The organism is Dryocola clanedunensis, from assembly GCF_038405435.1.
Classification (GTDB): Bacteria; Pseudomonadota; Gammaproteobacteria; order Enterobacterales; family Enterobacteriaceae; genus Dryocola; species Dryocola clanedunensis_A.
The window spans coordinates 578,383-603,844 of the sequence record NZ_JBBYHZ010000003.1; the positions used below are offsets into that span (position 1 = coordinate 578,383).

General features: G+C 58.3%; 22 protein-coding genes. 15 read left to right on the forward strand and 7 right to left on the reverse strand.

The window, feature by feature from the left end:
• From yceG to ptsG, 5 genes are all read left to right on the forward strand, one after another.
• Nucleotides 1–1,023 carry a cell division protein YceG gene (yceG, locus tag AAE045_RS10380; RefSeq protein ID WP_455547643.1) on the forward strand — a complete coding sequence of 341 codons (1,023 nt, stop codon included), beginning with the start codon at nucleotides 1–3 and terminating at the stop codon, nucleotides 1,021–1,023.
• On the forward strand, nucleotides 1,013–1,651 hold the full coding sequence (gene tmk, locus AAE045_RS10385) for a dTMP kinase (protein ID WP_455547644.1): 639 nt from the start codon (nucleotides 1,013–1,015) through the stop codon (nucleotides 1,649–1,651). Before yceG ends, tmk begins: the two co-directional genes overlap by 11 nt.
• The gene (holB, locus tag AAE045_RS10390; RefSeq protein WP_455547645.1) at nucleotides 1,651–2,658 is read left to right on the forward strand and encodes a DNA polymerase III subunit delta'; all 1,008 of its coding nucleotides are present in this window, start codon (nucleotides 1,651–1,653) and stop codon (nucleotides 2,656–2,658) included. Before tmk ends, holB begins: the two co-directional genes overlap by 1 nt.
• 10 nt (nucleotides 2,659–2,668) lie before the next feature.
• Entirely contained in the window at nucleotides 2,669–3,463 is a 795-nt protein-coding gene (locus tag AAE045_RS10395; RefSeq protein ID WP_455547646.1) for a metal-dependent hydrolase, read from the forward strand.
• Between the two features lie 299 nt (nucleotides 3,464–3,762).
• On the forward strand, nucleotides 3,763–5,196 hold the full coding sequence (gene ptsG, locus AAE045_RS10400) for a PTS glucose transporter subunit IIBC (RefSeq protein WP_455547647.1): 1,434 nt from the start codon (nucleotides 3,763–3,765) through the stop codon (nucleotides 5,194–5,196).
• A 146-nt stretch (nucleotides 5,197–5,342) separates the two neighbouring features.
• Here ptsG and fhuE read toward each other — a convergent pair whose 3' ends face one another.
• The gene (gene fhuE / locus AAE045_RS10405; protein ID WP_455547648.1) at nucleotides 5,343–7,532 is read right to left on the reverse strand and encodes a ferric-rhodotorulic acid/ferric-coprogen receptor FhuE; all 2,190 of its coding nucleotides are present in this window, start codon (nucleotides 7,530–7,532) and stop codon (nucleotides 5,343–5,345) included.
• 300 nt (nucleotides 7,533–7,832) lie between these two features.
• Between fhuE and hinT the strand changes: the two genes are divergently transcribed.
• From hinT to AAE045_RS10445, 8 genes are all read left to right on the forward strand, one after another.
• On the forward strand, nucleotides 7,833–8,189 hold the full coding sequence (gene hinT / locus AAE045_RS10410; RefSeq protein WP_455547649.1) for a purine nucleoside phosphoramidase: 357 nt from the start codon (nucleotides 7,833–7,835) through the stop codon (nucleotides 8,187–8,189).
• Between the two features lie 5 nt (nucleotides 8,190–8,194).
• Nucleotides 8,195–8,569, forward strand: a complete 375-nt coding sequence (locus tag AAE045_RS10415; RefSeq protein WP_455547650.1) for a YcfL family protein — start codon at nucleotides 8,195–8,197, stop codon at nucleotides 8,567–8,569.
• Between the two features lie 55 nt (nucleotides 8,570–8,624).
• A complete protein-coding gene (gene lpoB / locus AAE045_RS10420; RefSeq protein WP_455547680.1) occupies nucleotides 8,625–9,224 on the forward strand; it encodes a penicillin-binding protein activator LpoB in 600 nt (199 codons plus the stop codon).
• A complete protein-coding gene (gene thiK / locus AAE045_RS10425) occupies nucleotides 9,202–10,035 on the forward strand; it encodes a thiamine kinase (RefSeq protein WP_455547681.1) in 834 nt (277 codons plus the stop codon). The genes lpoB and thiK overlap by 23 nt, the downstream gene beginning before the upstream one ends.
• A gap of 12 nt (nucleotides 10,036–10,047) precedes the next feature.
• A complete protein-coding gene (gene nagZ, locus AAE045_RS10430) occupies nucleotides 10,048–11,073 on the forward strand; it encodes a beta-N-acetylhexosaminidase (RefSeq protein WP_455547651.1) in 1,026 nt (341 codons plus the stop codon).
• Between the two features lie 37 nt (nucleotides 11,074–11,110).
• A complete protein-coding gene (gene ycfP, locus AAE045_RS10435) occupies nucleotides 11,111–11,653 on the forward strand; it encodes an alpha/beta hydrolase YcfP (RefSeq protein WP_455547652.1) in 543 nt (180 codons plus the stop codon).
• A 226-nt stretch (nucleotides 11,654–11,879) separates the two neighbouring features.
• Complete coding sequence (locus AAE045_RS10440) at nucleotides 11,880–13,184, forward strand: NAD(P)/FAD-dependent oxidoreductase (protein ID WP_455547653.1); 1,305 nt, start codon at nucleotides 11,880–11,882, stop codon at nucleotides 13,182–13,184.
• Nucleotides 13,185–13,354: 170 nt separating this feature from the next.
• The gene (locus tag AAE045_RS10445; RefSeq protein WP_455427779.1) at nucleotides 13,355–13,891 is read left to right on the forward strand and encodes a glycine zipper 2TM domain-containing protein; all 537 of its coding nucleotides are present in this window, start codon (nucleotides 13,355–13,357) and stop codon (nucleotides 13,889–13,891) included.
• Nucleotides 13,892–13,978: 87 nt separating this feature from the next.
• On the opposite strand, the gene AAE045_RS10450 is transcribed toward AAE045_RS10445, so the two are convergent.
• The 6 genes from AAE045_RS10450 to iucA all read right to left on the reverse strand — a co-directional run bounded on the left by AAE045_RS10450 (nucleotide 13,979) and on the right by iucA (nucleotide 23,118).
• Nucleotides 13,979–15,007: a Gfo/Idh/MocA family oxidoreductase gene (locus AAE045_RS10450; RefSeq protein ID WP_455547654.1), complete on the reverse strand. Its 1,029-nt coding sequence runs from the start codon at nucleotides 15,005–15,007 to the stop codon at nucleotides 13,979–13,981.
• Between the two features lie 140 nt (nucleotides 15,008–15,147).
• Nucleotides 15,148–17,346, reverse strand: coding sequence for a ferric aerobactin receptor IutA (gene iutA, locus AAE045_RS10455; RefSeq protein ID WP_455547655.1), 2,199 nt, complete (start codon nucleotides 17,344–17,346; stop codon nucleotides 15,148–15,150).
• Nucleotides 17,347–17,375: 29 nt separating this feature from the next.
• Entirely contained in the window at nucleotides 17,376–18,710 is a 1,335-nt protein-coding gene (gene iucD, locus AAE045_RS10460; protein WP_455547656.1) for an NADPH-dependent L-lysine N(6)-monooxygenase, read from the reverse strand.
• 2 nt (nucleotides 18,711–18,712) lie between these two features.
• Nucleotides 18,713–20,446: an aerobactin synthase IucC gene (gene iucC, locus AAE045_RS10465; protein ID WP_455547657.1), complete on the reverse strand. Its 1,734-nt coding sequence runs from the start codon at nucleotides 20,444–20,446 to the stop codon at nucleotides 18,713–18,715.
• Nucleotides 20,446–21,393: a N(6)-hydroxylysine O-acetyltransferase gene (gene iucB / locus AAE045_RS10470; RefSeq protein ID WP_455547658.1), complete on the reverse strand. Its 948-nt coding sequence runs from the start codon at nucleotides 21,391–21,393 to the stop codon at nucleotides 20,446–20,448. The genes iucC and iucB overlap by 1 nt, the downstream gene beginning before the upstream one ends.
• Complete coding sequence (gene iucA / locus AAE045_RS10475) at nucleotides 21,394–23,118, reverse strand: aerobactin synthase IucA (protein ID WP_455547659.1); 1,725 nt, start codon at nucleotides 23,116–23,118, stop codon at nucleotides 21,394–21,396.
• 132 nt (nucleotides 23,119–23,250) lie between these two features.
• Between iucA and AAE045_RS10480 the strand changes: the two genes are divergently transcribed.
• Complete coding sequence (locus AAE045_RS10480; protein WP_455547660.1) at nucleotides 23,251–24,453, forward strand: MFS transporter; 1,203 nt, start codon at nucleotides 23,251–23,253, stop codon at nucleotides 24,451–24,453.
• 15 nt (nucleotides 24,454–24,468) lie between these two features.
• Nucleotides 24,469–25,362, forward strand: a complete 894-nt coding sequence (locus AAE045_RS10485; protein WP_455547661.1) for a siderophore-interacting protein — start codon at nucleotides 24,469–24,471, stop codon at nucleotides 25,360–25,362.
• Nucleotides 25,363–25,462: the final 100 nt, after the last annotated feature.

Below are 25,462 nucleotides of genomic sequence, written 5' to 3' on the forward strand. Positions count from 1 at the left end.
ATGAAAAAGATGCTACGTTTTTTCCTGCTGTTACTGGTGATTCTGGGCGTTGCCGCCGGTGTCGGCGTCTGGAAGGTCCGCCAGCTGGCAAACAGCCCTCTGCCCATAAAGCAGGAAACGATCTTTACCCTCAAGGCGGGCACTGGCCGCCTTGCGCTGGGCAAACAGCTTTATGAAGAGAAGCTGATAACACGGCCGCGGGTCTTCCAGTGGCTGCTGAAGGTAAAACCGGAGCTGGCGAACTTCAAAGCCGGAACCTACCGCCTGACGCCGAAAATGACGGTGCGCGATATGCTTGCGCTGCTCGCCAGCGGCAAAGAAGCCCAGTTCCCCATCCGCTTTGTGGAAGGGATGCGCCTTAGCGACTGGCTTAAGCAGATGCGTGAAGCGCCTTACATTAAGCACACCCTGAAGGATGACAGCTATGCCACGGTCGCAGAAGCGCTTAAGCTCGAGCACGCCGACTGGGCTGAAGGCTGGTTCTTCCCGGATACCTGGCTCTACACAGCCAATACTACGGACGTTGCGCTGTTGAAACGTGCGCATGAGCGGATGAAAAAGGCCGTGCAGGAGGCGTGGGACGGTAAGGCCGACGGGCTGCCGTACAAAACGCAGAATGATTTAGTCACCATGGCGTCCATCGTCGAAAAAGAGACGGCCGTGGCGAGCGAGCGCGACCGTGTCGCCTCGGTATTTATCAATCGTCTGCGGATCGGCATGCGTTTACAAACGGATCCGACGGTGATTTACGGCATGGGTGAGAACTATAATGGTAAGCTGTCGCGCAAAGATCTGGAGACGCCGACCCCTTACAACACCTATGTGATAAGCGGTATGCCGCCGGGCCCGATAGCTATTCCCTCTGCGGCCTCATTACAGGCGGCGGCCCATCCGGCGAAAACACCTTATCTCTATTTCGTTGCCGACGGTAAAGGCGGCCACACCTTTAACACTAATCTCGCCGGCCACAATCAGGCGGTACAGGTCTATATCAAAGCCTTAAAGGACAAGAATGGTGAGTAAATTTATCGTTATTGAGGGGCTCGAAGGGGCAGGGAAAACCAACGCGCACAACGTGGTGGTCGCGACCTTAAAAGAGCTTGGGGTGACCGATCTGGTCTTTACCCGTGAGCCCGGCGGTACGCCGCTGGCGGAAAGACTGCGCGAACTGACGCTCAATAACAAAGGCATCGGCGACGAGGTTGTAACGGACAAAGCCGAAGTGCTGATGTTTTACGCGGCCAGGGTGCAGCTGGTGGAAACCGTCATCAAGCCTGCACTGTCGCGCGGGGCATGGGTGATTGGCGATCGTCACGATCTCTCCACTCAGGCCTACCAGGGCGGCGGCCGCCAGATCGACCAGCAGCTGCTGATGGCGCTGCGTAACACGGTATTAGGCGATTTCTATCCCGATCTGACTATTTATCTCGATGTGACACCGGAAGTTGGCCTGACGCGCGCCCGCGCCCGAGGGGAACTGGACCGCATCGAGCAGGAGTCGATTGATTTCTTCAACCGTACCCGCGCCCGTTATCTGGAGCTTGCGGCGGCGGACAACCGCATTAAAACCATCGATGCGACGCAGACGCTTGACGAGGTCTCCGCTGCGGTGCGCAATGCGGTGATTAACTGGGCGAAGGAACTGGCCTGATGAAATGGTATCCCTGGCTGCGCGGGCCGTTTGAGCAGATCCTCAGCCAGTATCAGTCGGGCCGTGGGCATCATGCGCTGCTGCTTCACGCCCTGCCGGGAATGGGCGACGAGGCGCTGATTTACGCCCTCAGCCGCTGGCTGATGTGCCAGCGGCCGCAGGGCAACAAAAGCTGTGGCCAGTGCCGCAGCTGTCAGCTTATGCAGGCAGGTAACCATCCGGACAGCTACGTCATCGAGCCGGAAAAAGGCAAAAGCAGCCTGGGCATCGACAGCATCCGCGAGATAACCGAGAAGCTTTACGGCCATGCCCAGCAGGGCGGGGCAAAGGTAGTCTGGCTCAAAGATGCGGGTCTGCTGACCGAAGCTGCGGCGAACGCCCTGCTGAAAACGCTTGAAGAGCCGCCCGCCAACACCTGGTTTTTCCTTGGCAGCCGCGAACCAGCCCGCCTGCCCGCCACGCTGCGCAGCCGTTGTCTTTACTGGTATCTCACGCCGCCGGAAGAGTCCTTTTCCCTTGCCTGGCTTGCCCGTGAAAGCTCGCTGGACAGCACTCAGCTGCGCGCGGCCTTGCGCCTGGCCGCCGGTGCCCCTGCCGCAGCGCTTGAGCTGCTTGAGCCGGAACACTGGAAGCATCGTCAGGCACTTTGCGAAAAGCTCGCGCTGGCCTGCTCGTCTAAAGACATGCTTTTGCTGCTGCCGGTGCTGAACCATGAAGAGGCGACTCGCCGTATTCAGTGGCTGAGCTCGCTGCTGCTGGATGCCCTTAAGTGGCAGCAGGGCGCAGGGCAGTGGCTGGCCAATGCGGATATGCAGCCGCTGGTCGCAAACCTCGCTAACAGCGCGAAGCCCGCCGTATTACAGGCAACTTTACAGGGTTGGTTTACCTGCCGTGAATCTCTGCTGACGGTGGTGGGCGTTAACCGTGAACTCCTTATTACCGAACAGCTGCTGACCTGGGAGCGACTCATGCGACCGGGTGCTATCCTTCCTTCTCCACATCTTTAAGAGTGCCCGTATGTTTCTTGTCGACTCACACTGCCATCTTGATGGCCTGGATTATGAATCCCTGCACAAAAACGTCGATGACGTTCTTGAAAAAGCCGCCGCGCGGGACGTGAAGTTCTGCCTGGCCGTGGCAACCACGCTTGAAGGCTACCGCAGCATGCGCGAGCTGGTGGGAGAGCGGGAGAACGTTGCCTACTCATGCGGCGTACACCCGTTAAATCAGGACAAAGAGTACGACGTTGAAGAGCTTCGTCGCCTGGCCGCTGAGCCAGGCGTGGTGGCGATGGGTGAAACCGGCCTCGATTATTTCTATACGCCTGAAACTAAGCCGCGCCAGCAGGAGTCTTTCCGCAACCATATCCGCATTGGACGTGAGCTCAACAAGCCAGTCATCGTGCACACCCGTGACGCCCGCGCCGACACCCTGGCGATCCTCCAGGAAGAGAAAGTGACAGACTGCGGTGGGGTACTACACTGTTTCACTGAGGATCGGGAAACTGCCGGTAAGCTGCTGGATATGGGATTCTACATCTCTTTTTCCGGCATCCTGACCTTCCGTAATGCTGACCAGCTGCGCGAGGCAGCCCGCTTTGTGCCGCTGGATCGCATACTGGTTGAAACGGACTCGCCTTATCTGGCCCCCGTCCCGCACCGGGGCAAGGAGAATCAGCCGGCAATGACCCGTGACGTAGCAGAATACCTGGCGGTGCTGAAGGGGGTTTCAGTTGAAGAGCTGGCGACGGTGACCACGCAAAACTTTGCCGGGCTCTTTCATATCCCGCTCTCCCGCCTGCACTCAGCGTGATTAGCTGACTTATTTTTTAGCTCGTAATTAATCATCGAAGCGAGTAAAGTGCTCCGCCTCAAAAGGGGTGTAGCACATCGTTTTTGAAATATTCAGACATGAGTACTGTAAATTAATGAAAGTTTTCATACTGGCTGACCAAGAAACGTGATAGCCGTCAAACAAAATTTTCCTGATTTATTTTACTCTGCGTAATAAATAAAGGGCACTTAGATGCCCTGAATAGGGTCCGGTTCTCCCCCCGGTCCGATGCGCATAATGCGTAAAAAAAGCACAAATACTCAGGAGCACTCTCAATTATGTTTAAGAATGCATTTGCTAACCTGCAAAAGGTGGGTAAATCGCTGATGTTGCCAGTATCCGTACTGCCTATCGCAGGTATCCTGCTGGGCGTCGGTTCTGCAAACTTCAGCTGGCTACCAGCCGTGGTTTCTCATGTGATGGCGGAAGCGGGCGGTTCAGTTTTCGCCAACATGCCGCTTATCTTCGCAATCGGTGTGGCATTAGGCTTCACCAATAACGACGGCGTTTCTGCGCTGGCGGCCGTAGTCGCTTACGGCATCATGGTGAAAACCATGGCGGTGGTTGCGCCACTTGTTCTGCATATGCCTGCGGAAGAAATTAACGCCAAGCACCTCGCCGATACCGGCGTGCTGGGCGGCATCATCGCGGGTGCGATTGCCGCGTATATGTTTAACCGCTTCTACCGCATCAAGCTGCCTGAGTATCTGGGCTTCTTCGCCGGGAAACGCTTCGTGCCGATCATCTCCGGTCTGGCTGCGATCTTCCTGGGCGTGGTGCTGTCCTTCATCTGGCCGCCAATCGGTAACGCGATCCAGACCTTCTCTCAGTGGGCTGCATATCAGAACCCGGTAGTGGCGTTCGGTATCTACGGCTTCATCGAGCGCTGCCTGGTACCGTTCGGCCTGCACCATATCTGGAACGTTCCATTCCAGATGCAGATTGGTGAATACACCAACGCAGCAGGTCAGGTCTTCCACGGCGATATCCCTCGCTATATGGCAGGCGACCCAACTGCGGGCAAACTGTCCGGTGGCTTCCTGTTCAAAATGTACGGTCTGCCTGCTGCGGCTATCGCAATTTGGCACTCGGCGAAACCTGAGAACCGTGCGAAAGTTGGCGGCATCATGATCTCCGCTGCGCTGACTGCGTTCCTGACGGGTATCACCGAGCCAATCGAATTCTCCTTCATGTTCGTGGCGCCAATCCTGTACATTATCCACGCGGTGCTGGCAGGCCTGGCATTCCCGATCTGTATCCTGCTGGGTATGCGTGACGGGACCTCCTTCTCACACGGTCTGATTGACTTCATCGTGCTGAGCGGTAACAGCAGCAAGCTGTGGCTGTTCCCTATCGTTGGTCTGTGCTACGCGGCTGTGTACTACACCATCTTCCGCGTGCTGATCAAAGCGCTGGACCTGAAAACGCCAGGTCGTGAAGACACTACCGCTGAGACGTCCACCACTTCTACAAGTGAAATGGCTCCGGCTCTGGTTAGCGCCTTCGGCGGGAAAGAAAACATCACTAACCTTGACGCCTGTATTACCCGTCTGCGCGTTAGCGTGGCCGACGTCTCTAAAGTCGACCAGGCTGGCCTGAAGAAGCTGGGTGCGGCAGGTGTGGTAGTAGCTGGTTCAGGCGTTCAGGCAATCTTCGGGACTAAGTCCGATAACCTGAAAACTGAAATGGATGAGTGGATCCGTAACAGCTAAGCAGTGATTTGGGGAGACTAAGGGAGGCCAGTGGCCTCCCTTTTTTACGTCTATGTACTGGTGGATGACGCTGGCGCTTATCCACCCTACAACAGATGCCGATCGCGTAGGCCGGATAAGCGAAGCGTCATCCGGCATTATCTCATTCAAAAAGCGTAATTAGCGGTAACCGAGAAATTACGAGGCGCGCCGTAAACCAGGCCACGGCTGTCTACGTTGGTGTCGTACTCTTTGTCGAAGAGGTTATCTACATTGGCCTGTACGGAGAAGGCCTGGGTAACCTGATAGCGGGCAAACAGGTCGACCAGCGCAAAGCTGCCCTGTTCTGAACGGTAGGTGCCACCCGGCACGGCTACGTCAGCCCAGACGTGGTTTTGCCAGTTAACACCGCCGCCCATGGTCAGCTCTCGCAGCGCTGGCAGGGTATAGCTGGTAAACAGTTTTACCGTAGTACGCGGCAGGTTTGGATTCACCGCATCGCCGTTAAAGTCTTCCGCAACATAGCGGGTGGCGCCGAACGTCATCTGCCATTCATCCGTCAACGCCCCGTTGACTTCAAATTCAACGCCCCGGCTTACGGTGCCATTGGCTTCACGGTAGGCCGTTTCGCCGTTGCTGCCCGGGATAAGCGCTCCGGTAGACTGCGCCAGATGATCCTGCTCGATGCGGAAGACCGCAAGCGACGTGGTAAAGCGTCCGTTCATCCAGTCGCTCTTCAGACCCGCTTCGTAGTTATTACCGGTAATAGGTGAAAGGTAGTTACCCTGAATATCCCGCTGGGTCTGCGGGCTGAAGATGGAGGTGTAGCTGGCGTAGGTAGACCAGTTTTCGTCGATATCATAAATAATGCCCGCATAGGGAGAGGTGTTATTCTTCTCCAGGTTCTGCGTCAGCGTATCGAGGTTATATTTGGTATAGCGCGCGCCAACGATGACGTGCAGCGGATCGGCCAGAGTGATGCGGGTCGCGATATACGCAGATTTTTGATGGACGGTATCTTCCTGAGCGAGGCTCAGCGGGTTCCAGTTTGTCTCCGGGAAGTTGGCATCATAATCATAATAGTTGCCAAGCTGATCGGCGCTGACGTTCTCCCAGGAGCTGTAGTAGGTATTTTTCTGTTTGGTATAGCTGGTGCCAATCATCAGCTCGTGCTGCTGGCCAAACAGCTCGTAGGAACCGTTGGCGAAGGTATCCAGCGCATCCACCTTACGTTTACCAGTGTTATAACCCGTGCCGCCGACGTAGGGATAAGAAGGACCGTAGGGGCTGACCATCATGCCGCTGTTCTTATCCACCAGGCCGTCGAGGTACATCTGCTTGCTCTCAAGCGTCATTTCGGTGTGCGTGCCGTTAACGGTGAGCTGCCAGTCGTTGCCCAGCTTTTGCTTCAGCGTCATGAAGGTGCGCTTCTGCTCTTTGTCGTTATACGACCAGTCCGGCGCGGTGCTGTCGCTGCGGTCAGGATTGGTTTTGCTGCCGTCGGTGTACCAGCGCGGGATGCCGCCCCAGGTCGGGCTGTTAACGTTGGTTTGCTGATAGTCGTAGCCGACGGAGAAGCTGGTCGCTTCGGTCAGATCCGCATCCAGCACGCCATAGAAGAACTTTTTCTTCTGGTTGTAGCGGTCGAGCCAGCTGTCGTTGTCCTGATAGCCTGCCACCATACGGCCACGAATATTGCCGCTGTCGGTCAGCGGGGTGGACAGATCGGCCACGTAGCGCTGCTTGTTCCAGCTGCCGTACTCCGCAGACACGTTAGTTTTGAATTCGCGGCTGTCGGCGTGTTTGCGGACCATATTGATAGCCGCAGAGGGGTTGCCCGAGCCGGTAGTCAGCCCGTTCGCCCCTCGCACCACTTCAATGCGTTCGAACAGCGCGGTATCGGTCAGCGCGTCACCCAGGTTCCAGCGGGATTCGAACAGGGTAGGGATGCCGTCGACCATATAGTTGTCGATGAGGAAGCCGCGGGAGTAATAGGTGCTGCGGTCGGAGTCAGCAACGCTCTCTGAAATACCGGTGGTGTTTTTCAGCACGTCGCCCACCGTCTCCAGCTTCTGATCCGTCATGCGCTGTTCGCTGATGATGCTGACCGACTGTGGGATATCCCGGGGAACCAGCAGCATTTTCGTTCCGCTGGTGGTGCTCTTAACGCTGTAGTCACGATCTTCCGCATCGGTGATGCCAGCCGCCGAGCTTTCGACGATCATCGTCTCTTCGGCTTTTTTTTCAGCGGCGTTAGCGGCAGAGGAGAGTAAGGCGAAAGTAATACAGGAGGCCAGCACGGAAAGCGCGCAGGCAGGAGAAACCTGCCCGTCCCTGGTCTGAACGGTGAAAGACATCATAAGCCCTTAACTGTGTGTTGGAAGTTGTGCCCCGCGGACAAAACTGTCCGCCCGCAGGTGCGCATGGGAATGCAAATGAGAAATATACGCATTCATATGCATGGTGTAAATATATGTTACATGACCGAATGAAATATCGTTTTGATCGCCTGACGTCAGGGCTGGTGGAGAGGAGCGGTGGTGAAAGCGTCGGGAAGGGGATACGTTAAAGAAATCACGGGTTAAGGTTGAAAGAGCACGACTAAGTCGCTCATACTCTTACGCTATACCAACAGCAAATGTATAAAGGTAAGCGTCATGGCCGAAGAAACAATTTTTAGTAAAATTATTCGCCGCGAAATTCCGGCAGATATCGTTTATCAGGACGAGCTGGTTACCGCCTTCCGTGATATTTCCCCTCAGGCTCCTACACATATCCTTATTATTCCAAACGTTCTGATCCCGACGGTCAACCATGTCACCAGCGAGCACGAGCTGGTGCTGGGCCGCATGCTGACGGTGGCGGCTAAAATTGCCGGGCAGGAAGGGATTGCGGAAGACGGCTATCGTTTGATCATGAACTGCAACCGCCACGGCGGCCAGGAAGTTTATCATATCCATATGCACCTGCTGGGCGGCCGCGCTCTGGGGCCGATGCTCACCCACAAGGGATAAAACAGATGAAGCGGAACACGCTCTTATTACTGCTTACGGCTATGCTGATGGCAGGGTGCAGCTCAAAGCCTGCCATTCCGGTAAGTGACCAGCAGACGCTGGTAATGGAATCGGCGGTGCTGGCAGCGGGCATAAGCGCTGAAAAACCAGATATTTCTTCCCTGGAGGGCGCCACCGTATCCCGTTCCGAGCTGTATAATGAGCGTTCTGTTCCTGTCGTCGTTCACTATCGTTTCTACTGGTACGACGCCAAAGGGCTGGAGATTCATCCGCTCGAAAAAGCACGTACCGTCACGATACCGGCGCAATCTTCCGTGGCGGTAATTTCTACGGCCAGCTATCCGGACGCGCGTAAGGTGCGTCTATCTCTCTCTTTGTAAGGGGTGAATTTTGATTAAGGGAATCCATCGTTACCTGGTAGTGGTCGCGGCAGCGATGATACTGTCCGGCTGTATTAAAGGCGGAGGCGAACAGCCCGCTCCCGTGGATGAAGTGAAGCCAGGCACAAGCCAGCCGGTTCAGCCGGAGCCAACGGTACCGTCCGTTCCTCCAGTGCCTGAGCAGCCGGGTCCGATTACCCAGCCGGAGCCAACCATTCCCGCCACGCCAAAGGTGCGCACCTACGACTGGGGCAGCGCGATGCAGCCAATGGTCGGTAAAATGCTGCAGGCCGATGGGGTCACGGCGGGCGGCGTGCTGCTGGTCGATTCCGTAAACAATCGTACCAACGGCTCTTTGAACACCAGTAAAGCCACCGAAGCACTGCGCGGCGCGCTGGCAAACAACGGGAAATTTACCCTGGTTTCCGATCAGCAGCTCTCTATGGCGAAGCAGCAGCTTGGTTTGTCCCCGCATGACAGCCTGGGCTCACGCAGCAAAGCAATTGGCATTGCGCGCAACGTCGGAGCGCAGTATGTCATCTACACCAGCGCGAGCGGCAGCGTGCAGGCGCCTACGGTGAAAATGCAGCTGATGCTGGTGCAGACGGGTGAAATCATCTGGTCAGGTAGCGGTGCCGTACAGCAAACGCAGTAAGGCCGCCTTACAGGCAGTGATCACAAAGTGTATTCCGGCGGCTGAGGCCGCCGGATGCTTTTCTGCGCTGGAGGGGCTGAGCGGTGGAAGCCTGCATTTCACGGCTGGCGGACAAGAGTATGTCGCGCGTCAGCAGCCCGCTGCGGCTATGCCTGGCGTTTCACTCTCCAGACAGCATCGGGCATTAAAACGCATTCCCCGTGGCATTGGTCCGCGCCCGGTCTGCAATGCAGACGGCTGGCTTATCGTCGAGTGGCTGGCGGGCGAGGTAAAATCAGATATCGGCCCGCTGCCACGGCTTGCCGCCTTGCTGTATCATCTGCACGGCCAGGCCCGCTTCGGCTGGCGAATCAGTTTGTTACCGCTGCTGGAACATTACTGGCAGCATGCAGAGCCAGGGCGACGAAGCCTGCTGTGGTTACGCTGCCTGCAGCGCATGCGGCGACGCGGCGAGCCAAAGCCGCTGCGGCTGGCTCCGCTGCATATGGACGTCCATGCCGGTAATTTAGTGCATCAGCAAAGCGGCATGAAGCTCATCGACTGGGAGTATGCCGGGGATGGTGATATTGCGCTGGAGCTGGCGGCGACCATTGCGGCCAGCGGTCTCGACGGCGAAACGCTGATAAACAGCTACGCCAGGATGAGCAACGTTGCGCCAGAAAGGTTACGGCGACAGGTTAATCGCTGGCGTCCGTGGGTTATTATGCTGATGGCGTCGTGGTATGAATGCCGCTGGCAGCAAACGCAGGACAGAACATTTATAGCGCTGGCAGACGGGGCCTGGAGCCTGCTGCGGGCGAAGAACAGATAAAGAGAGGTAGATGTGGGCCCGGTAATGTTAGATGTGGCAGGCTTCGAGCTGGATGCCGAAGAGCGTGAGATCCTGAAACACCCGCTGGTGGGCGGCCTGATACTGTTTACCCGCAACTATCACGACCCTGAGCAGCTGCGCGAGCTGGTTCGCCAGATCCGGGCAGCATCGCGTAATCATCTCGTGGTGGCGGTGGATCAGGAAGGCGGACGCGTGCAGCGTTTCCGCGAGGGTTTCACCCACCTGCCCGCCGCGCAATCTTTTGCAGCGCTGCATGGCCTTGAGAAGGGCGGAGAGCTGGCGCAGGACGCAGGCTGGCTGATGGCCAGCGAAATGATCGCCATGGACATTGATATCAGCTTCGCCCCGGTGCTGGACGTGGGCCATATCAGCGCGGCTATTGGCGAGCGCTCTTATCATGAAGATCCGCACAAAGCGCTGGCGATGGCCACCCGCTTTATCGACGGCATGCACGCCGCGGGCATGAAAACCACAGGTAAACACTTCCCTGGCCACGGGGCCGTCACGGCGGACTCCCATAAAGAAACCCCGCGCGACGATCGCGACGAAGCCGTCATTCGCGAACATGACATGCAAATTTTCCGCTCGCTGATTACTGAAAACAAGCTTGATGCCATTATGCCCGCCCACGTGATTTACACGCAGGTTGATCCGCGCCCGGCAAGCGGCTCTCCGCACTGGTTAAAAACCGTATTGCGCGGCGAGCTGGGCTTTGAAGGCGTGATTTTCTCCGACGATCTGTCGATGGAAGGCGCGGCGATTATGGGCAGCTACGCCGAGCGGGGTCAGGCTTCGCTGGATGCGGGTTGCGATATGATCCTCGTCTGCAATAATCGTAATGGCGCGGTGAGCGTGTTAGATAACCTGTCTCCGGTCAAAGCAGAGCGTGTTACAGGTTTGTACCATAAAGGTTCATTTACCCGTCAGGAGCTGATGTCATCGACGCGCTGGAAGCAGGTTAGCCAGCAGCTTGAGGCGTTGCATCAGCAGTGGCAGGACCACAAGGCGGGTCTTTAATACCTGGCCCCTGGCCAGAAAATGCGGTGAGGATGCGATGATTATCTATTTGCACGGTTTTGACTCAAACAGTCCCGGTAACCATGAAAAGGTTCTGCAGCTTCAGTTTATCGATCCGGACGTGCGGCTTATCAGCTACAGCACGCGGCACCCTAAGCATGACATGCAGCACCTGCTGAAAGAAGTCGACAAAATGCTCCAGCTCAGCGACGACGAGCGTCCGCTGATCTGCGGCGTGGGGCTGGGGGGATTCTGGGCCGAGCGCATTGGTTTCCTGTGTGATATTCGTCAGGTGATCTTCAATCCAAACCTGTTCCCGCAGGAGAACATGGAAGGCAAAATCGACCGCCCGGAAGAGTACGCCGACATTTCAACCAAATGCGTGCAGAACTTCCGCGAGAAAAACCGCGATCGCTGCCTGACCATTCTTTCCCGTAAGGATGAGGCGCTGGATAACAAGCGGGCGGCCGAGCTGCTGCACCACTATTACGAGATTGTCTGGGACGAAGAGCAGAGCCATAAATTCAAGAATATCTCGCCGCACCTGCAGCGCATTAAGGCCTTCAAAACGCTGGGTTAAGTTTCCTTCCCACCGTGCGTTACGCAACAGGGTCAGCTCAGGCTGGCCCTTTTTTTGTGTATCTTTTCGGCATTAAAATTGATGTACATCAATTTTGGTATGACCAATGCACCCTTCATGCTATTCTCTGGGCATTATCCTTCGCGGATGAATGCAAACTGTTGTTAATTAAACGTTATTTAAATAACTTTTAATTAACAATTGGTTAATATTTTAGGGGGTCACTTTGACTACGCCATTAAGAAAAATTGTCATTGTCGGTGGTGGTGCCGGTGGGCTTGAGCTGGCTACACAGTTAGGGAAAAAACTGGGGCGTGGCAAAAAAGCGAAGATTACGCTGGTGGACAGAAACCACAGCCATCTGTGGAAACCATTGCTGCACGAAGTGGCAACCGGCTCCCTGGACGAAGGCGTGGATGCGCTCAGCTACCTGGCCCACGCGCGTAATCACCACTTCCAGTTCCAGCTGGGCTCCGTCATGGATATCAACCGTGAAGCGAAAACCCTGACGCTCGCCGAGCTGCGCGACGAAAAGGGCGAGCTGCTGGTTCCGGAACGTAAAATTCCTTACGACACGCTGGTTATGGCGCTGGGCAGTACCTCCAACGACTTCAACACCCCCGGCGTGAAAGAGAACTGCATCTTCCTCGACAACCCGCACCAGGCGCGTCGCTTCCATTCGGAAATGCTGAATCTGTTCCTCAAATACTCTTCTAACCTTGGCGCCAGCGGCAAAGTAAATATTGCCATTGTGGGCGGCGGGGCAACAGGCGTGGAGCTGTCTGCGGAGCTGCATAACGCGGTTAAGCAGCTGCACAGCTATGGCTACAAAGGGCTGACCAACGACGCGCTGAACGTGACGCTGGTGGAGGCGGGCGAGCGTATCCTGCCCGCGCTGCCGCCGCGTATCTCCGCCGCGGCCCACAGCGAGCTGACCAAGCTGGGCGTGCGCGTCCTGACGCAGACCATGGTTACCTCCGCAGATGCGGGCGGCCTGAACACCAAAGACGGCGAGTACATCGCAGCGGATCTGATGGTCTGGGCGGCGGGCATCAAGGCGCCGGACTTTATGAAAGATATCGGCGGGCTTGAAACCAACCGTATCAATCAGCTGGTCACCGAGCCTACGCTACAGACCACGCGCGATCCGGATATCTACGCGATTGGCGACTGCGCATCCTGCGCCCGTCCTGAAGGCGGTTTCGTGCCGCCGCGCGCTCAGGCCGCGCACCAGATGGCTTCGCTTGCGCTGACCAACATTCTTGCGCAGATGAAAGACAAGCCGCTGAAATCCTATGTTTACAAGGATCACGGCTCGCTGGTCTCCCTGTCTAAGTTTTCCACCGTGGGCAGCCTGATGGGGAACCTGATGCGCGGCTCAATGATGGTGGAAGGGCGCATGGCCCGCTTCGTGTACATCTCCCTGTACCGTATGCACCAGGTGGCGCTGCACGGCTACTTCAAAACGGGCCTGATGATGCTAGTTGGCAGTATCAACCGCGTGATCCGCCCGCGCCTGAAGCTGCACTAAATTCTCCGTCATCCCGAAACCCGGCCACGCGCCGGGTTTTTTTATGCTTAAGAATCCTCTCAAACCCATGCGTTTTGTGTATCAATCTGCCTTTTTCATCCGTTTTCTGATTGGTCTCCGGCCGCTTACGGCGGAAAATGGGGGTAATCACACTGTCAGGAGGATGTCCTGTGAATAAATCAATGTTGGCGGGTATAGGTATTGGCGTGGCCGCAGCACTTGGTATTGCTGCGGTTGCAAGTATGAACGTTTTTGACCGTGGTCCTCAGTATGCGCAGGTGGTCTCATCGACCCCTATTAAAGAGACGGTGAAAACGCCGCGTAAAGAGTGCCGCGACGTGGCAGTGACGCATCGTCGTCCGGTACAGGATGAAAACCGTATTCTTGGCTCCGCGCTGGGTGCCGTAGCGGGTGGCGTTATCGGCCATCAGTTTGGCGGCGGACGTGGTAAAGACGTGGCAACCGTAGCGGGTGCGCTGGGCGGCGGCTACGCCGGTCACCAGGTGCAGGGCGCTATGCAGGATCGTGACACCTACACCACGACCCAGCAGCGCTGTAAAACCGTCTACGACAAGTCAGAGAAAATGCTTGGCTATGACGTAACCTATAAGATTGGCGATCAGCAGGGCAAAATCCGCATGGATAAAGACCCCGGTACGCAGATCCCGCTTGATGGGAACGGCCAGCTGGTGCTGAACAAAGCTTAAAACGCCGGTGGATGACGCTGCCGCCTGTTCCCCCTACGGTTAACTCTTGTAGGCCGGAAAAGCGCAGCGTCATCCGACAAGTCCCTCTCAGTGCTTCCCTCGTAGCTCCTGCTGCAACGCTAATAACGCCTTCACTTCCTGTATTCTTCGCCGTGTCATCGCCGGAATTCCCTGCGGATCGCTGACGAACATCCTTTCTTTCCCCAATACCACTTCTTTTAAACACCGATCGTAAAGCGGACCATCGATAATATGCTGACGGCTGCTGTTGGCGTTCAGCACCTCTACCACCTCATCCGCGCCACGGCGATCCACGTTTATAACCCGTCCGTCATGCAGATAGATTTTCATCCCTTTTTGTCCGCCTGCCGGGCCCGCGTATTTATTTAGTGTCAGCGTAATAGGGATGCCGCTAAGCGTGCCGCGCAGGGCCGCGTCGCCTTCTGCGGTGGTGACATCACCCTCTTTGATCGGCCTACCTAGACGGTCGCGGGCGTGAACCAGCTCAAGGCTAAGTTCGTCAGTGCCGCCAAGCTGATGCACGGTCTCGCGGATCATTGCCAGCACGTGCGTGCCGATATCGACAATGACCCCGTCCGGATGGCGTAACGTGCGCGTATCCGCTTCGCCCGTGGCAAAGTTCAGGGCTACGGGTTCGCCCGCGTCGTTAAAGCCGCTCGGCTCCTGTAGAAAGCCTTCAATGCGTTCAATTTCGCTGACATCTTTAATAAACCGCGTGGCGTCGGTGCGCACCATCCAGTGATCCAGCGCTAACACGCGCGACGCTACCGCCGGATCGGCCAGCAGGCTGTCCAGCACGGCGAGCTGCTCAAGGGTGGGGGCAACGGGCTTCTCAACCACGATCTGCGGCACGGCGCTTTTCAGCACCGCTTCCAGCACGGGAAGATGAGCAAGGGAAGGCGTGGCGATCAGCACCACATCCAGCGGCAGCGCCAGCAAATCATGCAGCGAGTCGCAGGGGGTAATTTCACTTTTCCGGCGAGCCGGATCGGGATCGAAACCGTATAAGGTCAGCCCGGCAAGCGACAGGCGAGAGATTGCCGGGAGATACGCCGTTTCCACCACGGCACCGTTACCAATGAATCCAACTAGCATATGAATACCCTGCGATAAATACATAATACAAATAGACGTTGCCCTATGTTTTATAGCAGTGGGCGGGGCCGGTCGAGGGGGAAGTTGTGTGCAGTGGTAAAAATGCAGGCCCGCGCAATCAGCGGGCCTGAGGAGGAAGCTTAGAACAGAACGGAGTAGTTCACGCCGTAGGTGCGGCCCCGGCCTTTGTAGTCATACAGTGAAGCAGGGCCGTAGCCAGGGCTGTAGTACATCGGCGCCCGCTGGCCCCAGACGGTGGTGTAATCCCGGTCCAGCAGGTTTTCGATGCTGAAGCTTAGTTTGCCCACCGGCAGCTCGTAGTTGCCGAGGAAATCAATGGTGGTGTAGCCGTCGATTTCATTGCCCGCATCGTCGCTGATTTTAAAGGACGTCGTGCTTTGTACGCGCAGGCTCCACGGGTCCGGCGCCCAGCCAACGTACGCCGTTGCCTTCGACGGGCTGGCGACCTTCACGTCGTACTTTTCCCACTTGCCGTTAACTTTTGACTCCGTTTTCAGCACGTTAAAGTTGCCGCCGGTGCTCCAGTCGGTGTCCGGGATAAAGTAATCCACCGCGCCTTCAACGCCGTAAATCCGGCGCTTGTCGTCCAGCACGCTGATCGTCAGGTCTTTGTTCGCGACGACACTCTTATCTGAGAGGGAGTAGTAGGTGGCAATCTGCGTGCGCAGGTTATCGCCGGTGTAGCGCCAGCCCAGCTCGTAAGAGTCAACCTTCACGCCCTGCAGCTTGCTGTCGCTGACGTTCACGCTGTTGGTGAGCGGCAGGTGGCCGTTAACGGCCGGGCCGTATGCACCGCGACCGTAGTATTTACCCGGATCCGGCAGCTCGACACCCTGGGAGAAGTTAAACCACGTCTGCTGGCGCTCGGTGAGGTGCATCAGCAGGCCGGCGTTGAACAGGAAGTTGTCGTAGTCGGTGGAGCCGCCCGGGATGGCGTCGGCGGACGTGGCCTTACCGGCGGCGATGGACTGCTGCTGCGCGTAGCCGATGAAGTCGTCAATTTTGTTCTCGGTGTACTGGTAGCGCACGCCGCCGCTCAGGGTGAACAGGTCGTTGATGTCATAGCTCGACTGCAGGAAGGCCGCCAGGTTAGTGATGTCGTAGCCCGGATAGCGCCCGGTGGTATAAATGCTCTTATTGTTCAGGCCGCCGGAGGCTGCGGCTTTATCCAGATCGAAAAACATCTGGTTAGAGGTAAAGCGCTCGTGGTCGGCGTCCAGCCCGTAGGTCAGCTGTAAACCATCGAGCGGCGTGCTGTTCAGCGTCAGCTTCGCGCCGTACTGGTCCGTATCCTGCTGGGAGGAGGAAAGGGCGGTCACGTCTTTATTACCGTTCACCGTCGGGAAGGGATAGAACAGCTGCGACTCGTCGCGATAGTACACCTGGCCGACCAGCTCCTGGCCCAGGAAATCGCTGTTGGAGTACTGCAGGCTTATCAGGTGGCGTTCGGTGCCCGGAATACGGTCAGAGTCCAGCCCCTTGCTGACGTAAGCGTCGCTGGTGCCTTTGATTGCCGAAAAATCTTCGCCAAGATTCAGGCCGTAATCATCGTCGCCTTTACTCTTGTAATACTGGGTGACAACCTGCAGCTGCTGGGTCTCATCAATATTGATGGTGCCGGTGCCCATTAAATCCAGGCGGTCGGAATACTGAAGACCGGTCTGCGTATTATCCAGCAGCGTCTGGTCGCCGTTGCCGTCAAACCAGCCGCCAAACTTCTGGTAGGCCACGGAGACGCGGCCAGAGGCGTGATCGTTACCGCCGGAGACGGCGGCGGCGATGCGCTCGTCGTGATCCTTGCTGCTGTTGAAGCCGGATTTAAGCCCGGATTCGAACTCCATCTGGGTTTCCGGCTGGCCTTTCTTGGTGACGATATTGATCAGGCCGCCGGTGCTGCCGCCGCCGTACAGCGAGGTGGCGCCGGAGATAACCTCAACGTGTTCGATATTGAACGGGTCGATGGAGTCCAGCTGGCGGCTGTCGGTACGTGAAGAGTTCAGGCGCACGCCGTCGATCAGGATCACCATCGGGCGACCGCGCAGGTTCATGCCGTAGTTGGTGCGGCTCTGGCTGCTGACGTCAAGGCCGGGGATCAGCTGGGCCAGCGCGTCCTTCAGCTCTTTGCCGCCCTGGACCTGCTCCTCCAGCTCGGCGTTTTCAATCACCCAAGTCGTCTGGGCCATCTCCGCAACGGTGCGGTTGCTGCGGTTGGCGGAGACCACGATATTTTCTTCGTTAGTTTGCTGTGCGACCGCCGGGGCCATCATGGCCAGAAGCAGCGGATTCAGCGCCCAGAGAGTATGCTTTTTGCAGATCATTATTCTTCCTTCGTGCGGGCTAACAATAATCAGCCCAAAGACTCTGTGTAGTGAGTGAACGAAGCAGCCGTGTGCTGCGGTATTTCCCTGCTGCTGCTGCGCCACTGGATAAGCGGCGGCGGCATGCTGAGATCGAATAAATCACGCCCCAGAGCGCGATTCAGAATGCGGGCGGAGCGCCAGGCCATCAGGCTCAGCTGCGGTTCCGCGATGCCGTGGGTCTGCATGCTGGCGTTAACGGCAAAAATATTGTTTTCACGCGGGCCGTCCCACTCCAGCGTGAAGTCCTCACGCACGTTGAAGCTGCACTCATCCCGCATGCTCAGGCGAGACACCAGCGGCGAAAGCATCTGCGGCAGCGCCGGGCGGTAGCCGGTGGCAAAAATCACCACGTCGCTGTCGATAACGTCATAGCCGTGGTCAAGGTGATGCTGCAGCTGAAGCTGCCAGCCCTGGCCGCGGCCCTGCAGGCCCGTGACCGAGCGGCTTGGCAGCAGCTGAGCGTTGCGCGGCTGGCCGAGCACTTCGAAACGGTGATAGAGCGCGCGATAAATGCTTAGCAGGGAGTCGGCGGTAATGCCGTCTGAGGTCATCTTCTGCTCGTCGAGCATCTGCTGCCTGGCGCTTTCCCCCAGCCCAACGAAGCTGGTGACGTACTCCGGCGTGAAGTACTCGTTAGCGAAGGCTGCTTCATCCAGCGCGTTGAAGTTGTTGCGACGCGAAACCCAGTTCACCTGCGCCACCTCGCCCCATGCGCCGTTGAAGGCGTTGAGGAACAGGTCGGCACCGCTCTGGCCGCCGCCTACAACCGTCACGCGTTTGCCGGTTAAATCCGGCTTGCGCAGGCTCATCTCGCTGGCGTGGAAGCAGGTTGAGGTAACGGTTTTCACGCAGGGCGGCAGGTGGGTCTGTTTGCCGATGCCAAGGCAAATATTGCGCGCGTAGCTCTCGCCCTGGCCGGTCCGCAGTACAAACCGCCCGTTGCGATCGTCAAAATCAATCTGCTCAACGGTCTGGTTAAAACGCAGGTTATTCATGCCCTCGGCGGCCCAGCGCAGATAGTCCGAAAACTCATCGCGCGAGACGGTGCGCAGCTCGGTGGTCAGGAAGCGGTAGAACTTTTTGCGCTTTACCAGGTAGTTCACAAAGCTGAACGGGCTGGTGGGGGCAACGGCGCTCACCAGATCCTTCAGAAACATCGTCTGCATGTGGCAGTCCGGCACCAGCATGCCCGGATGCCACGCAAAGTTCGGGCGGCTGTCGAAGAACTGGCTCGTAAAACCTTCCGCTTCGTGGGCAAGGGCCGCGATGCTCAGGTTGAACGGGCCAACGCCTACGCCGATAAAATCAACAGTGTTTGTCATGATTAGTCCTTCGTGACCAGCCACAGCGGGTTTTGCAGATCCTCAAGGTAGTTCGGCAGCATACGGCTGCCGCCGTCCTGGTCAGGCCAGGTCAGTTTTACCGGGTTCAGCACGACGCGGATGATCTGTGGCTTAAAGAGTGAGAAAAGCGCAAAGCGCGCCGACAGTTGCGGATGGGCCTGCATGTAATCACTCAACACTGCGGACAGCAGCTGATAAAAACGTCGTTCCGGTACGCCGAGGCGCGCCATCAGCGGCGAAACAAAGCGCAGCACCGTGACAAAGTGTCCGGTCTGCAAATCATGAATTAAATAGTCGGCGCTCAGGCGGGCGGTGACGTCCCGCACCTCCTGAGGCAGGGAGTCCATCTCCGGGAACTCATCCTTCACCAGACGCATATCGCCCTGAAAATCCTTCAGCAGGACGCGCTGCGGCACGCCGTCCTTCATGGCGAGGGTAATATTCTGCCCGTGGGCGATAAGGGCAACGCCGTAGCGGCAGAGCAGGTGATAAAGCGGCACGACGGCCACTTCGAACATCTTCGTCAGCCAGGCTTCGGCGCTGAGGCCGGAGCGGGCGATATACGCGCCAATCAGCGGCTGACCGTTCTCGTCGCACTCCATCAGCGTCGCCATCAGGATCGGCGTCTCGTCGGCATTCAGCCAGCGGGACGGATTTTCGCGCCAGATAACTCCCAGCATTTCCTGGTAGCGATAAGGGGCTTCCGCCAGCGCGGCGTAGCCTTCGTGGGAAACGTAGCCCGCAGCTGGCTCACCAAGGATCGCCGCACCCGTATCGATAAGCGTTCTGTCGGTTGCAAAGACGGTTTGCAGCCAGCGGGAGGCCAGCGGCCCGGCGGCAATGTATTTGCCGGGGATCCCGCGATAGCAGGAGGTGTTGTAGATGGTCAGCGGCAGCTTGATATCCAGCCCGCCCTGACGGCTGGCGTTGGTCAGCGTGCGCAGCGACTGCTGGGCAAGCCACCGGTCGCCGAACTCGCCAAGAGAGACCATCTTGCCTTCGGCCAGGTCCGCCACGAACTCGAGGGCTATCTTTTGCTGCCACTGCCACGGATGAACCGGAAGCGGCAGCCAGCTCTCGTCCAGGCCACTCTCTTTCCACGCCTGGTTAAAACGGGCTGATTCAGCCTCGTCCATCGCGGCGGCCAGCAGCTGCCGTACATCCAGCTCGCTGTCGCAGCGCCAGACCATATGCTCACGCTTTACCGCCAGCCAGTGCAGGCGGAAGGTGTTGGCATATTCGGGCGCATAGCGCTCCAGCGCCTCCAGCCCCCAGCCGCGGCGGCCTTTGTTAAAGGCGAATTTCGGGTGGCCGCTCAGCAGGCATTGCAGCCTGTCGGCGTCCAGATCGATAAGATCGTCGGCGCTCATCCCACGGCGGGCGTTCAGCAGCTGCAGGTCGCCGCGCAGGGTAGCGTTGAGATCCTGCATATGTTCGGCGACGGTCGCATCGCTCATCGACAGCACGGGCTTCAGCTGCATCAGCAGCGTTTGCGCCAGCACCGGCTCGTCCCCGCAGCGCAGCGACTGCGGATCGATCCACAGCCAGCCCCAGATGCCGCGTTCGGCTGTAAAGTGCCATTCGACGCCGGGCAGGCCGATGCAGTAACTGTTATCACCCTGTTCCTGCGCGTGAAAAACCTGCTCGTACTCCAGCTCCGCCAGCATTTTGGCGACCAGCTGGCGGTTAACGAAATCCCAGTCCTTGCGGTTCATCACAGGCCCACCTCGCTGAAGAAGCTATGACGTTCGGCCATGACCAGGCGGGAGCGTTTATGGGGGAAATCGAACTCTTTTATCGTGGCGTAACCCGCAGGCTCCAGGTGGCGGAACAGGCGCTGGTTGTCGGCTCGCGGCTCCAGCACCAGGCGCTGAGAGGCGGGCTGATCGAGCAGCAGATAGTGGCTCAGGCCGCGCAGCCAGCTCTGCACAAAGTGCGCGCCGCGCCACTCCTGCTCGCCAACCAGCAGGTGCAGGCCGCGGTCGAAGGCCTGCCACGGATAGTGGCGGCCAATGCGGTCTTCCGCCGCCCAGTAAATTTCGAAATAACTGAACGGCCGATCGTCAAAACAGCCAATCAGCGGGAAGGCGTGCTTGCCGGTGAGCTGGCGCTCCAGATAGGCGGTCTGCACGTCCAGCGGGCCGCTTTGTTCCCAGAAGAACTCAACGCGCGGATCGTTCATCCAGCGGGTGAAGCGCTCTGAGTCCAGCGCCGGGTCGGCCACGCGGAAGCTCAGCGTGCGGCGAACTCGCGGGTCGTAACGGCGATAAACTTCGCCCTCCGGGCGGGCGGGGCGCTGCGGGTGATAAATCTCGCGTTCGGCATCAAAGATCATCTCGCCGGAAGCCGTTTTGCGCGGGGCGCTCAGCCACAGCGGCAGCTGCCAGAATGCTTCGCGGTGAACGATGTCGCTTTTCAGCCCGTCAAACAGGGCCAGCGCCTGCGGCTCTTCGCGCCACTCGGCGTACGGCAGAACGACAGCCTTAAGCTGCGGCGCGGCGATAAACATCTGGTCCAGCGCGTCGCGCAGCCAGCCTGCCGGAAGAGCGCCGGGCCAGTGCAGCACCGCGCTGTTGTCCTGTCCCCAGCCCAGCGCCAGCGTTTTAGCGAGTTTTTCGCAGCGCAGGCCGTGGCCGCCGTGAACGATAGTTGCCTGAGACATTTAGCCCTCCTGAGCCAGCAGCGGGTTGCTGAAATCGAAGTAGATCACCGACGGATCGACGATGGTGTTTTCGTTGTGGTCGTGCAGGTAGCAGAAGAAGTTGCCCTTCACGTTCCAGTGCGGGCTTTCCAGCACGTAGTCGAGACAGGTTTTGTGCGTTACTTCGCGGCGAACCGCGTCCAGCGCATCGCGGACACGCGCCATCAGGCTGGCTTCAGTGTCCATTCCGGCGGCACCCAGTGCGGCGGTGACCGCAAACGTGGAGTTCACCAGCAGGTAGTAAGGGAAGTAGCGCAGGAGCTGCTCGCGGGTGAAGACGTTCTCCGCCTGCGCTTCGCCAATTACGTCCAGCCAGCCTGCGGCGTGGGGCATAAAGGCGCTGCCCTGGCAGTCGCGGTAGATCAGGCCAACCGGCAGATCCTGCTGCATCTCCACCAGAATATTTTGCTGATGGGCAAGCAGCACCAGGCCGTAGTCCGCCTCGGCGGTAAACAGCGGCTTCAGGATCTGCTGGCAGTAGGCATCCACCCACGCGTGGGCGGCCTGTTTCTCAGAAATGTTCAGACGCCTGCTAAGGCGCTTAACCGCCGCAGCCAGCAGGGAATCCCCGCCGTCAGGGGCGGACTGCGTCAGCGAAACCAGCACGTTAGTCTGGCTCTGCGGCTGGTCGACAATCAGGTTCTCGCGCAGGGCGAAGAGGCTCTCTTCCATGACGTTGCCCTGCAGGTCGCGCAGCCCGGCCCAGCCGTCTTCCTGCATCACGCGGAAGGTCGGGAAACGGGCCTGCAGCTCCTGCCAGCGCCCGGTTTGCGCCAGGCGCGCAAGACGCATCCCGCGCTTCACTTCCTTCACCGAGAGGGTGCGGACGGAGTTGGTCAGCCGCACGCTCAGGGAAAACTTAATCATGTCGCGGCTGGTGGCGCAGTAGAGCGAGCGGGAAGAGGTGGTGGGCAGCCACGGCGTTCCTGCCTCGCCCAAATCTTTGACCAGACCCTGCTCAACCAGCTGCTGGCACCACGCCTGTTCAAGCAAATAATCTGCCTGCCACGGGTGCAGCGGGAATAGCCACTGCTGGTCGGTCAGTTCACTTAGCAGCTGCGGTGCGTTCTCAGCGGCAAAGCGGGTCAGACGCTGTTGCAGGCTGAGGTGGAGGCTGTCGCCCGCCAGCTGAGCCTTATCCACAGCAAACCAGCGCAGCGGGAAATGGGGTGCAAAATCAGGTAGATAGCGTTCGGCTTCCCGCTGGCTGAACGGCTCGTGGGATTTCGGTGCCGGGTGGAACGCGTGGCCCACCAGCAGCGCCTGCTCGGCTTCGCCGAAGTTCAGCGGTCTTTCACGCAGCGCGGGCCAGTCGTGGCGGGCATCTATCGCCTGATGGGTATGCACATGGCTTTCCATTACCCGCTGGTAAAAAGCCTCGCAGCCGGAGGCCGGGAGCATTTGCTGATGCTGCAGCTTATCGACGATCAGCTGGGCGAGGGTGGCAAAATCTACCGCCCGGCTGCCGCTGCCGTTCACCAGGCGCGCCGGGAAGGCAAAGCGGTGATGCTGGGTTGGCGAGAAGTAGGCCACTTTACAATGCAGCGCCTGCTGCTCCCCAAGCGGAATAATGAGTTCGGCAGGCTGACCGTCGCTGAGCCGCCAGTCTGTGGTTTCACGGATAAGAGAGTTCAGGAAGCACTGCGCAGCCACGTCCGGGGCCTGCGTTTTGGTCGACAAGTTCATTATCAAACAGTTTCCACGCGTTATGATAATGCGAATTCTGCCGATAACGTTTCTCATTATCAATATCAATTGTTAGAATCTGATAAATAAGTTTTACAAATACATACATAAACTCTACGGGTTAGCAACATTGTGACATCCCTTGACATAGCCGCAGCGCCGCAAAAATCCCTTTCCTGCTGGCCCCTGGCGTTCAGCGCCGGGCTGCTTGGCGTCGGTCAGAATGGCCTGCTGGTGGCCATTCCGGTGCTGGTGATGCAGACGCATTTAAGCCTGTCGGTGTGGGCGGGTTTGTTAACGCTGGGGTCGATGCTGTTTCTGCCGTCCTCGCCGTGGTGGGGAAAGCAGATCGCCCGCCAGGGCTGCAAGCCCGTGGTTTTGTATTCGCTGGCCGGATACGGCCTGAGTTTTATTCTGCTCGGCCTTGGCTGCGCGCTGCTGGCGCTTAACGCGGTGGACGGATACGTCGGACTGGCGATTTTGGTTATCGCCAGGGTCATCTATGGCCTGACGGTTTCGGCAATGGTTCCCGCCTGCCAGGTCTGGGCGCTTCAGCGGGCGGGCGAGGGGAAACGCATGGCAGCGCTGGCGACCATCAGCTCAGGCCTTAGCTGCGGCAGGCTGTTCGGGCCGCTGTGCGCGGCCGGGATGCTGGTTATCCATCCGCTTGCGCCGCTGCTGCTGCTGATGGTGGCTCCTTTGCTGGCGCTGCTGATGATGCTGCGCCTGCCGGGTACGCCCCCTCAGCCTGCGACCACGCGCAAAAGCGCCCGCCTGCGGCTGGACTGCCTCCCCTACATGCTTTGTGCCCTGCTGCTCGCGGCCTCGGTGAGCCTGATGCAGCTGGGGCTTTCCCCGGCGCTGGCGCGCCAGTTTGCCGGTAATACCACGGCTATCAGCCATCAGGTTGCCTGGCTGCTCAGCCTGGCGGCAGTGGCGTCGCTGATCGCGCAGTTCGCCGTGCTTCGTCCCCAGTTATTAACTCCCATTCCCTTACTGCTGACCGCCGGGGCGTTGATGGTCGCAGGGCTGGCAATGATGATATCCGGCCAGCTCTGGCTGTTTTATGTCGGCTGCGCGGTGCTCTCCTTCGGGGCGGCTATGGCACCCCCGGCATACCAGCTTCTTCTTAATGACAAACTTGCCGACGGCGCCGGGGCGGGGTGGATCGCCACCAGCCACACGCTGGGCTACGGCTTATGCGCGCTGCTGGTGCCGCTGGTGGCGAAAGCCCACGGCGACGCGGCGCTGATTATGGTGGCGTTTCTTACCGCCCTATTATTTACCGTGGTGTCGGGCGTCATCTGGCGCAGCCGCACATCGCCTGCAATTTAAGCGTAAGGAAGAGTTATGGCAGGAGTTCAGGGCTATCGCCTGTTCAACGTAAAACTGGCGCGTAAGAGGGCCGTGTCGCCGTCGCTGCTGAGCCTTGTGTTCAGCGGCGAGGACGTGGCGAAGATGAAATGTGATTCGCCGGACCAGCGCATCAAAATGCTGTTTCCGTCCGAAGACGGCACGCCGCCGTCGCTGCCGAACGAAGGGCAGTGGTATCAGCTATCCCTCGAGCTGCCAAAAGAGAAAAGGCCGGTTATCCGCACCTATACGCTGCGCCATGTGGATCGGCAGCGTCATGAAGTGACGGTAGAGTTTGTCAGCCACGGCACGGAAGGCCCCGCTTCGGCCTGGGCAATTCATTCGCAGCCGGGCGAAGCTATCCAGATCGTTGCCCCAAACGTGGAATACCCGGAGGACAGCGGCGGCTACGAGTGGACGCCGCCGGAGGGGCTGAAGAAAGCGCTGATTATCGCCGACGAAACGGCCTTACCGGCGGCGCGCGGTATTCTGGAAATGCTGGCGGCGCAGGCAAATCCACCGCAGGTGCAGGCGTTTTTTGAAGTGCCGGAAGAGGGCGACCGCGCTGAGTTAAGCGCCTTTGAGTTTGCCGAAATCAACTGGCTGCCGCGTAAGCCGCACGGCGCGACACACGGTGAATGCTTAATTCCAGCCGTGAAGCAGCATGCCCGAACCCCGCAGGCAAACAGCAGCGATGAAGCCGTACATGAAGAAGCCGAGGGCGAACTGCTGTGGGACAAAGCGACCAGCTGCAGCCGGGAGTTTTACGGCTGGGTGGCGGCGGAATCCAGCGTGGTGAAGTTATTACGACGCCATCTGATCGGCGAGCGTGGGGTGAACCATGACGCTATTAACTTTATGGCGTACTGGAGCAAGGGAAGGGTACGCTAGAAAATAAGGTGGATGGCGCTGGCTGTACGACCGGTCACATAGGTTACAGATCAGACCGGCCACACAGGTAACACATTCAGCCTAATCTATCCGGATGATA

What these genes read in the sequence shown, in the direction of transcription:
- tmk (WP_455547644.1), top strand. Translation starts at nt 1,013, where the DNA reads ATGGTGAGTAAATTTATCGTTATTGAGGGGCTCGAAGGGGCAGGGAAA.
- lpoB (WP_455547680.1), top strand. Translation starts at nt 8,625, where the DNA reads ATGATACTGTCCGGCTGTATTAAAGGCGGAGGCGAACAGCCCGCTCCC.
- iucD (WP_455547656.1), bottom strand. Translation starts at nt 18,710, where the DNA reads ATGACAAACACTGTTGATTTTATCGGCGTAGGCGTTGGCCCGTTCAAC.
- holB (WP_455547645.1), top strand. Translation starts at nt 1,651, where the DNA reads ATGAAATGGTATCCCTGGCTGCGCGGGCCGTTTGAGCAGATCCTCAGC.
- AAE045_RS10395 (WP_455547646.1), top strand. Translation starts at nt 2,669, where the DNA reads ATGTTTCTTGTCGACTCACACTGCCATCTTGATGGCCTGGATTATGAA.
- yceG (WP_455547643.1), top strand. Translation starts at nt 1, where the DNA reads ATGAAAAAGATGCTACGTTTTTTCCTGCTGTTACTGGTGATTCTGGGC.
- iucC (WP_455547657.1), bottom strand. Translation starts at nt 20,446, where the DNA reads ATGAACCGCAAGGACTGGGATTTCGTTAACCGCCAGCTGGTCGCCAAA.
- iucA (WP_455547659.1), bottom strand. Translation starts at nt 23,118, where the DNA reads ATGAACTTGTCGACCAAAACGCAGGCCCCGGACGTGGCTGCGCAGTGC.
- ptsG (WP_455547647.1), top strand. Translation starts at nt 3,763, where the DNA reads ATGTTTAAGAATGCATTTGCTAACCTGCAAAAGGTGGGTAAATCGCTG.
- ycfP (WP_455547652.1), top strand. Translation starts at nt 11,111, where the DNA reads ATGATTATCTATTTGCACGGTTTTGACTCAAACAGTCCCGGTAACCAT.
- AAE045_RS10485 (WP_455547661.1), top strand. Translation starts at nt 24,469, where the DNA reads ATGGCAGGAGTTCAGGGCTATCGCCTGTTCAACGTAAAACTGGCGCGT.
- AAE045_RS10415 (WP_455547650.1), top strand. Translation starts at nt 8,195, where the DNA reads ATGAAGCGGAACACGCTCTTATTACTGCTTACGGCTATGCTGATGGCA.
- fhuE (WP_455547648.1), bottom strand. Translation starts at nt 7,532, where the DNA reads ATGTCTTTCACCGTTCAGACCAGGGACGGGCAGGTTTCTCCTGCCTGC.
- AAE045_RS10450 (WP_455547654.1), bottom strand. Translation starts at nt 15,007, where the DNA reads ATGCTAGTTGGATTCATTGGTAACGGTGCCGTGGTGGAAACGGCGTAT.
- hinT (WP_455547649.1), top strand. Translation starts at nt 7,833, where the DNA reads ATGGCCGAAGAAACAATTTTTAGTAAAATTATTCGCCGCGAAATTCCG.
- iutA (WP_455547655.1), bottom strand. Translation starts at nt 17,346, where the DNA reads ATGATCTGCAAAAAGCATACTCTCTGGGCGCTGAATCCGCTGCTTCTG.
- iucB (WP_455547658.1), bottom strand. Translation starts at nt 21,393, where the DNA reads ATGTCTCAGGCAACTATCGTTCACGGCGGCCACGGCCTGCGCTGCGAA.